Source organism: Kitasatospora sp. NPDC056800 (assembly GCF_042789775.1).
Lineage (GTDB): Bacteria > Actinomycetota > Actinomycetes > Streptomycetales > Streptomycetaceae > Kitasatospora.
This window is the reverse complement of record NZ_JBHUAL010000306.1, coordinates 1-7,818: the sequence shown is the minus strand read 5'-3', so window position 1 is coordinate 7,818 and position 7,818 is coordinate 1. Positions and strand designations below refer to the sequence as shown.

The 7,818-nt window shown below is 72.1% G+C and carries 8 protein-coding genes; 5 read left to right on the top strand and 3 right to left on the bottom strand.

What is annotated here, in order from left to right; translation table 11 throughout:
• Positions 1–100 precede the first annotated feature (100 nt).
• Together ACFRQN_RS38790 and ACFRQN_RS38785 are read left to right on the top strand one after the other, a co-directional pair.
• The gene (locus ACFRQN_RS38790; RefSeq protein WP_380745315.1) at positions 101–1,507 is read left to right on the top strand and encodes an MATE family efflux transporter; all 1,407 of its coding nucleotides are present in this window, start codon (positions 101–103) and stop codon (positions 1,505–1,507) included.
• A complete protein-coding gene (locus tag ACFRQN_RS38785; RefSeq protein WP_380745313.1) occupies positions 1,458–1,985 on the top strand; it encodes a DinB family protein in 528 nt (175 codons plus the stop codon). The genes ACFRQN_RS38790 and ACFRQN_RS38785 overlap by 50 nt, the downstream gene beginning before the upstream one ends.
• Positions 1,986–2,245: 260 nt before the next feature.
• Here the strand turns inward: ACFRQN_RS38785 and ACFRQN_RS38780 are convergent, their stop codons facing one another.
• A complete protein-coding gene (locus tag ACFRQN_RS38780; protein ID WP_049656307.1) occupies positions 2,246–3,151 on the bottom strand; it encodes a hypothetical protein in 906 nt (301 codons plus the stop codon).
• 331 nt (positions 3,152–3,482) lie between these two features.
• Positions 3,483–3,857, bottom strand: coding sequence for a TetR-like C-terminal domain-containing protein (locus ACFRQN_RS38775; RefSeq protein WP_380745317.1), 375 nt, complete (start codon positions 3,855–3,857; stop codon positions 3,483–3,485).
• 20 nt (positions 3,858–3,877) lie between these two features.
• Between ACFRQN_RS38775 and ACFRQN_RS38770 the strand changes: the two genes are divergently transcribed.
• Positions 3,878–4,054 (top strand): hypothetical protein, encoded by a 177-nt coding sequence (locus ACFRQN_RS38770; protein ID WP_380745311.1) that lies wholly within the window; start codon positions 3,878–3,880, stop codon positions 4,052–4,054.
• 54 nt (positions 4,055–4,108) lie between these two features.
• Here ACFRQN_RS38770 and ACFRQN_RS38765 read toward each other — a convergent pair whose 3' ends face one another.
• On the bottom strand, positions 4,109–4,285 hold the full coding sequence (locus ACFRQN_RS38765; RefSeq protein ID WP_049656309.1) for an antitoxin: 177 nt from the start codon (positions 4,283–4,285) through the stop codon (positions 4,109–4,111).
• A gap of 153 nt (positions 4,286–4,438) precedes the next feature.
• Here ACFRQN_RS38765 and ACFRQN_RS38760 point away from each other — a divergent pair, with 153 nt between their 5' ends.
• Both ACFRQN_RS38760 and lpdA read left to right on the top strand, forming a co-directional pair.
• Entirely contained in the window at positions 4,439–6,097 is a 1,659-nt protein-coding gene (locus tag ACFRQN_RS38760; protein WP_380745309.1) for a M28 family peptidase, read from the top strand.
• A 266-nt stretch (positions 6,098–6,363) separates the two neighbouring features.
• Positions 6,364–7,770 (top strand): dihydrolipoyl dehydrogenase, encoded by a 1,407-nt coding sequence (gene lpdA, locus ACFRQN_RS38755; RefSeq protein WP_074003526.1) that lies wholly within the window; start codon positions 6,364–6,366, stop codon positions 7,768–7,770.
• Positions 7,771–7,818: the final 48 nt, after the last annotated feature.

Genomic DNA, 7,818 nt, shown 5'->3' with positions numbered 1-7,818 from the left:
CACGGACGCGGCAATGACATGACAGCCACACCCGGCATCCCTGGGTGCCCTGATCTTACGAATGACCAGAACGATCCCACGAAGAAAGGTATGGAAGGGCATGCGCGGCCAGTTGCGCCGACTCACGGCATTGGCGGTACCCGTCTACGCGGAGCTGCTGTCCGGGGTGATCGCCTCGGTGATCGGGGCCCTCTGGGTGGCCGGTCTCGGCGGGGCCGCGGTCGCGGCCGTCACCCTGGCCGGCACCGTCGAGAACCTGCTGCTCGGCCTGGTCCTGGTGGTCGCCTCCGGCACCAGCGTCAGGCTCTCCCACGCCCTCGGTGCCGGCGACCACGCCGAAGCCGCCCGGACCACCCGCGCGGCCTGGCGGCTCTGTGCCGCCGTCAGCGCGGCGCTCGCCGTCCCCGGCTTCCTGCTGCGCGACCGGTTGGCAGGCGCCTTCCTGGACGGCGAAGCCGCCGAACAGGCCGCCGGTTACCTCGCCGTCGCGTTCCCGGCCTTCGCGCTCTTCGTCGGCCAGCGCGTCGCCGACGAGCTGTTCAAGGGCGCGGGCGACACCCGCACCCCGATGCGGATCGCCCTGCTCTCCAACGCGCTGCTGCTCCTCCTCGACCCCCTGCTGATCCTCGGCCCGGGGCCGCTGCCCGCCCTCGGCGTGCCGGGCGCCGCCCTGGCCCTGGTCCTCTCCCGGGCGATCGCCCTCGCCGTCACCCTGCGAGTGCGGCGCTGGCGGCGACTACGGAAGCCGGTGAGACGCGAGGAACCGCGGCCGCAGGACCCCGGCGGCACCGGGGGAGCGGGCGCGGCGGCGGTACGGATCCTGCGCGCGGGCGCACCGTTCGGTCTGGACTTCACCGCCCGGATGGCCGTCGGAACCGCCCAACTCGGCCTGGTCGCGGGCTTCGGCGTCGCGGCGGTGGCCGGCTACGGCCTCGGCTACCGCGTCCTGCTCGTCGCCACCATGGCCTTCTACGCGCTGCGCCAGGCCGCCGCGATCGAGGCGGCACGGCTGACCGGCGCGGGAGAGGTCGCCGCGCTGCACACCCTGCGCCGCGCCACCGGATGCCTCGCCGCGCTGCTCGGTGGGGTGGCGGCGCTGCTCGCCGTCACGCTCGCCGTGCCGCTGACCGCGCTCTTCACCGAGGACCGGGCGGTGGCCGCGCAGTCCGTCGGCTTCCTGCGCTCGGCGGCCCTCTACCTGCTGCCGTACGCGCTGGTGGTGGCGGTCGGCGGAGTGCACCAGGCGGCGGGCGCCGGGCGCCCGCTGGTGGTCTCCGTCCTGCTCGGTCTCGGGGCCCAACTCGCCGCCTCGGCGGCCCTGTCCGGGCCGCTGGGGGTGTCGGGGGTGTGGCTCGGGCCTGCGGTGGGCGCGGCCGTGCAGCTCGCGCTGCTCGCCACACTGACACGGTCGCGGAGTCCGCGCGGGACTGTCGGTGGTGTGTGCCAGGGTGGGGGCCATGGCACACACCCCGGACGGGCGGCCGATCCCGCCCCCGCACACCGATGAACGCACCACGCTGGAGAACTGGTTGGACTTCCAGCGGGCCACGCTCGCCCGGAAGGCCGACGGCCTCGACGACCACCAGGTGCGGCTGGCGTCCGTCCCACCGTCCACGATGACCCTGCTGGGACTGGTACAGCACCTCGCCGAGGTCGAACGCACCTGGTACCAGCGGGTGTTCGCCGGGCAGGACGTCCCGCCGGTGTACGGCGCGGACAACGCCGACGGCTACGGGCTGGCCCCGGAGCGCGGGATGGCCGAGGCGCTGCGGGACTGGCAGACGGAGGTCGACCGGGGCCGGGAGCTGACCGCGGACAAGCCGCTGGAGGCGGCCGGCCCGCTCTCCCCGCAGATCGCCGCGGTGATCGGCGCGGACAGCGTCTCGCTGCGCTGGATCCTGGTGCACCTGATCGAGGAGTACGCCCGCCACAACGGCCACGCCGACCTGCTCAGGGAGTCCGTCGACGGCGCCACCGGGGTGTGAACCAAACCGGGGTCTGACGGCACGGGCGTTGCTCAGCGCCGGCCGGCGGCCTCCGGCCGCGCGCCCGACGCCGGACCGGCGGCCCGGTCGGCAGCCCCACCGGCCGTCGGTCCGGCCGCCCGTCCGGGCAGCCGCGCGGCGACCAGCGTCCCCGCGGCCTGACGTCCTCCCGGAGTGAAACGCAGCGGACGGGCGGAGGTGAGTCCCCGGGAAAGGTCGAGGACCTTGTCGCGGGGTTCATTGCACCGCTGTCCGCGTCGCTATCTCGGCGACGCGGGCGGGCCGAGTTCGGCGGGTGTGGTGCGGCGGCGCCCGAACGGCCAGACCCGGAGGCGTCGTTGTCTCGGAGCGTTGTCTGCTTGCCGAAGCTCGGCGTATCGGATGAGCGACTCCGGACTCGCCGTGCGGACCCAGACCGGGGCGCCGATCAGGATGCGCTCCGTGCCGACCAGCCCCTCATCGTGGAAGGTCCAGCGCCCGGGGTCGAGGACGATGTCCTCGTAGATCACGGCGAACCACTCGCAGCGGTCTGCGGAGCCGAGGGTGAACCCACGAGTCCAGGGGCGGCCTGCGTGCTCTTCATCGGGGCGTGAACTGCCCTGGTACAGGGCGATCTTCAGCGCTTCGACGGCCAGAGCCTGCGAGTCGCCCCAGAAGGACTCCGGATCAGCGCGTCGGGCCTCCAGCAGGTTCGACACCGCGAACCACGCCGACGAGGACCACCCGCTCTCCGGCGCGTCGGACGCTCTGAAGTGGGGCGTGTTGTCGAGGCTGCCGAACAGGACCAGGTCGACTCGCTGCCCGCTGGAACTGTGGGTCCGCGTGTGAAGCAGTAGACCCTTGTCCCGGGCAGGCCCGCCGATGAAGCGCGCGAACTCGACTCGGCCGACGCCTTCGGCGAACTGGGCGGGCGGCGGCGAGTCGAAGGTCACCGCTGTCTGCGGGCCCAAGGCCTTGCGGATGCGGATCGCCATCTCCCGGCGGTCCGGCTCCTTGGCCGGCGGAGCCGCCGACACCTGCGGTACAGGGGCACCACCGACCGATGACGGCATGCCAACCGAGGTCAGCGTCCACTTCCCGAGCGAGATCCCGTTGTCGCCGGCCAGACCGCGCACCTGTCGGTCGGACCAGTACAGGAACCTGCCGACGTCATCCTGGCGAGCCACCGGAACTCCTTCTTGTGCTGCGCGAGGCCTCCGTGTCGCGCAGTGCGTTGGCGGGAGCGGCGGATTCGAGTCGAGCTGCAGGCCTCCCCGCTCCCGGGACGGTACCAGGAGGGCAGGGCCCTGCGGCCCAGTATCCGGGGCGGCCATCCGCAACAAGGGCGCTGAGTGTGGCTGTGTCACCGGTCTGCGGCCGACCCGGCTGTGCTGCCGCGCCTTGCGCACCCAAGTGATCATGAAAGTGCCGTTCCCCGAGCGCGTTTGAACGGGTCGGACGGGACGGCTCCGGTGATGCTCGCGGCCAGGACGAGCCCCCGGTGGTGCCGTGGCGGGTTCATCGGGCCGAGGGGCCGAGGTGGGCGTCCAGTGTGGCGCGCAGCAGTGGCTCGACGGAGTCGTCGCCGGTGATGAGGCGCAGGCTGCCCCAGGTGCGCAGTTGGGCGAGGCCGTGCAGGTTGGACCAGAGGGCGGCGGTGGCGGCGGCCGGATCGTCGGACTGCGGGTGCACCTCGGTGACCAGGCCGACGAAGGTGAGGAACAGCGGCAGGGTGGTGCGGCGGAGTTCGATGCCGCTGCTTTTTAGCAGGTCGTGACGGAACATCAGCTCAAACATGCCGGGGTTGGCGGCCGCGAAGCCGAGGTAGGCGCGGGCGAGCGCGTCGAGGCGGCCAGTTGCGTGTGGACAGTGTCTACTCGCAGCCGCACCGATGCCCGGGCAGAATCGATCGCGTGACCGATCACGTGGACGAAGGCGGCGAGCCGGCCTGTTGGCTGGACCGGGTGTGCCCGGAGTGCGGACGGCTGCGCGAGCGGACCGGCCCGGGCAGCTGCGAGAACTGCGGCGCGGACGGCACGGACGGCGCGGACGCGCAGGACGACGCGCAGGGCGACGGGTCAGGCGACTGAGACCGACCCCGGCCCGGCCGGGGTCAGCCGGGCCGGCGCCCCGCGGAGCCGCCGCTACTGGGGCGGCTGGTCGCGGAACTGGTTCTTGAGCTGCTCCTGGGCGGCGTCGACCTGCCCGCTGTACTTGCCCTCGGTGCGCTGGTCGACGGCGTCGCCCGCCTTGTCGACGGCCTTGTCGGCCTGGTCCTCGTGGCCCTTCAGCAGGCTCTTGAGCTTATCCATCATGGACATCTGGTCACACTCCTGGATGAGACGCCCCCACCCCTCCAATATCGCCGCGTGCGCTGCGGTCCGCATCCCGCAAGGTGTGCGTAAAGGCTTGGCAACGGGATTCCGATCATGTCCAATCATGACCCTCACGGCCCGTCGGAAGGAGTCGCCCTGATGCTGCGCACCCGTCGCTCCACCTCGCCGCTCGACCGTTCCACCTCCTCGCTCGACCGTTCCACCCCGTACGACCGCACCACTTCCCCAGGACGCCCGCGAACCGCCGCCACCCGGCGGAGTACGGGCGCCGCCCTGACCGTCGCCGCCCTGGTCGCCCCGCTGCTGCTGGCCGGCGCCGGCAGCGCCTCGGCCGACCCGGACCCGGCGCGCAAGGGCGCCAAGCTGGCCTCCCGGCTGGTCGAGGCGAGCAGCGCCCGGGACGCCCGGGCCACGCTGGCCGCGCTCCAGCTGATCGCGGACCGCAACGGCGGTACCCGGCCGGCCGGTTCGAAGGGGCACGACCAGTCCGCGCAGTACGTCTACGAGCAGGCGCGGCGGGCCGGACTCAACGTGTCCAAGCAGGAGTTCGTCTACACCTACTTCGAGGCCCGCTCCGAGCACCTCGACGTGGTCTCCCCGAAGGCCGAGTCGGTGCCGGTGATCGCCATGACGTACTCGGTGAGCGGTCCGGAGGCGGGCCTGACCGCGGACCTGGCGGTCGCTCCGGTCGGCGCCACCACCGGCTGCACGCCCGCCGACTACCCGGCGGGCGCCTTCACCGGCAAGATCGCCCTGATCCGGCGCGGCGGGTGCAGTTTCGCCGAGAAGCAGGCCGCCGCGGCCGGCGCGGGGGCGGCCGGGGCGATCATCTACAACAACACTGAGGGCAGCCTCAACGGGACGCTCAGCGAGCCGACGGCGGGGAGGATCCCGACCGGCGGGATCACCGAGGCCGCGGGCGAGGCGCTGGCCGCCCAGGCCGCCGCCGGGCCCGTCCGGGTGACCCTGGACATCCGCACCTTCATGGAGCAGCGCAAGACCTGGAACGTCATCGCCGAGACCCGCGGCGGCGACCCGAACCACACCGTGATGGTCGGCGCGCACCTCGACTCCGTCCCCGAGGGGCCGGGCATCAACGACAACGGCTCCGGCACGGCCGGAATCCTGGAGGTCGCGAAGAACCTCAGCGTCCACCCGGTGAAGAACAAGGTCAGGTTCGCCTGGTGGTCGGCCGAGGAGTTCGGCCTCAAGGGCGCCGAGAAGTACGTGAACTCCCTCTCCGACGCGGAGAAGAAGAAGATCAGCCTCTACCTCAACTTCGACATGATCGCGTCCCCCAACTACGCGCAGTTCGTCTACAACGGCTCCGGCAGCGCCGGCGGGGACGCGGGCCCCGAGGGCTCGGCCCAGCTGGAGCGGGACATCAACGGCTATCTGGAGGGCCGGGGCCTGCCGCACGACCCGACCGCCTTCGACGGCCGCTCCGACTACGGTCCGTTCATCGACGCGGGCATCCCGGCCGGCGGCACCGACACCGGTGCCGAGAAGGTCAAGTCCCCTGAGCAGGCGGCCCGTTACGGCGGTACGGCCGGCGTCGCGTACGACCCGTGCTACCACAAGGCCTGCGACAACCTGGGCAACATCGACATGGGCGCCTTCGACGTCAACATCGACGTGATCGCGAACGCCGTCGGCACCTACGCCTGGGACCTCTCCTCGCTGCACCGGCCCGTCCCGGCCCAGCGCCCGGCCGCGAAGGCGGCGCCCGGCGCCGGCGCGGGCGCGACGGGTATCGGCGGCACCAACGGCGACCGCTCCCACGGCGTGGCGGCCTGACGCCCGGGTGGGCCCACCGCCACCCCTGGCCGGCGGGCCCACCCGACCGCCGTACGCGACTGCTCCATCCGGGACCTCCCTCCGTCATCGCCCCTGGTGGCCACGGGTGCCGTCACCGTAGCGGAGACCGCTGACAAATCCGGCCGCGGGCCGGTACGGTGCCGCGCGGGGCGCATCCGCCGAGACCCGGTGGGTGCGCCGAGCACGGTCCTGACACCATGGGACCGAGATCACGACACCGTGACACCCTCGGAGGAGTCAGCAACATGAGCACGCACTACGACGTCGTCGTCCTCGGCGCGGGCCCGGGCGGCTACACCGCCGCCGTCCGTTCGGCCCAGCTGGGGCTGAAGGTCGCGGTCATCGAGGCCAAGTACTGGGGCGGCGTCTGCCTCAACGTCGGCTGCATCCCCTCCAAGGCCCTGCTGCGCAACGCCGAGCTCGCCCACATCTTCACCAAGGAGGCCAAGACCTTCGGCATCAAGGTCGAGGGCCAGGTGACCTTCGACTTCGGCGAGGCCTTCCGGCGCAGCCGGTCGGTGGCCGACGGCCGGGTCAAGGGCGTCCACTACCTGATGAAGAAGAACGGCATCACCGAGTACGACGGCTGGGGCACCTTCGTCGACGACCACACCCTCCAGGTGGCGCTCAGCGGCGGCGGCTTCGACGTCGTCACCTTCGACCACTGCGTCATCGCCGCCGGTGCCACCACCCGCCTGCTGCCCGGCACCAGCCTGAGCGACCGCGTGGTCACCTACGAGGAGCAGATCCTCACCGAGCAGCTGCCGGAGAGCATCATCATCGCGGGCGCCGGCGCGATCGGCGTCGAGTTCGCCTACGTGCTGCACAACTACGGCGTGAAGGTCACCATCGTCGAGTTCCTGGACCGCGTGGTGCCGCTGGAGGACGTCGAGGTCTCCACCGAACTCGCCAAGCAGTACCGCAAGCTGGGCATCGAGGTGCTGACCTCCACCCGGGTCGAGTCGATCGACGACAGCGACCCGAACGCCAAGGTCCGGGTCACCGTCACCAAGGACGGCCAGCAGCAGGTGCTGGAGGCCGACAAGGTGCTCCAGGCGATCGGCTTCGCGCCGCGGGTCAACGGCTACGGCCTGGAGAACACCGGGGTCAAGCTCACCGACCGCAACGCCATCGCGGTGGACGGCCGCGGCCGCACCAGCGTCGAGCACATCTTCGCGATCGGTGACGTGACCGCCAAGCTGATGCTCGCGCACGCCGCCGAGACGATGGCCGTGATCGCCGCCGAGACCATCGGCGGGGCGGAGACCATGGAGGTCGACTTCGCCATGATCCCGCGCGCCACCTACTGCCAGCCGCAGATCGCCTCCTTCGGATACACCGAGGCGCAGGCCCGCGACCTGGGCTACGACGTCAAGGTCGCCAAGTTCCCGTTCACCGCCAACGGCAAGGCGCACGGGCTCGGTCACCCGATCGGCTTCGTCAAGGTCATCAGCGACAGCACCCATGGCGAGCTGCTGGGGGCCCACCTGATCGGCCCCGAGGTCACGGAGCTGCTGCCGGAGCTGACGCTGGCCCAGCAGTGGGACCTGACCGTCCACGAGGTCGCCCGCAACGTGCACGCCCACCCGACCCTGGGCGAGGCGGTCAAGGAGGCCATCCACGGCCTCGCCGGTCACATGATCAACATGTGACGCGCCCTCCCCGAGCGCACGCCGCGCCCCCGTCGAGCGACCGCTCGG

What these genes read in the sequence shown, in the direction of transcription:
- ACFRQN_RS38790 (WP_380745315.1), top strand. Translation starts at nt 101, where the DNA reads ATGCGCGGCCAGTTGCGCCGACTCACGGCATTGGCGGTACCCGTCTAC.
- ACFRQN_RS38785 (WP_380745313.1), top strand. Translation starts at nt 1,458, where the DNA reads ATGGCACACACCCCGGACGGGCGGCCGATCCCGCCCCCGCACACCGAT.
- ACFRQN_RS38765 (WP_049656309.1), bottom strand. Translation starts at nt 4,285, where the DNA reads ATGTCCATGATGGATAAGCTCAAGAGCCTGCTGAAGGGCCACGAGGAC.
- ACFRQN_RS38760 (WP_380745309.1), top strand. Translation starts at nt 4,439, where the DNA reads ATGCTGCGCACCCGTCGCTCCACCTCGCCGCTCGACCGTTCCACCTCC.
- lpdA (WP_074003526.1), top strand. Translation starts at nt 6,364, where the DNA reads ATGAGCACGCACTACGACGTCGTCGTCCTCGGCGCGGGCCCGGGCGGC.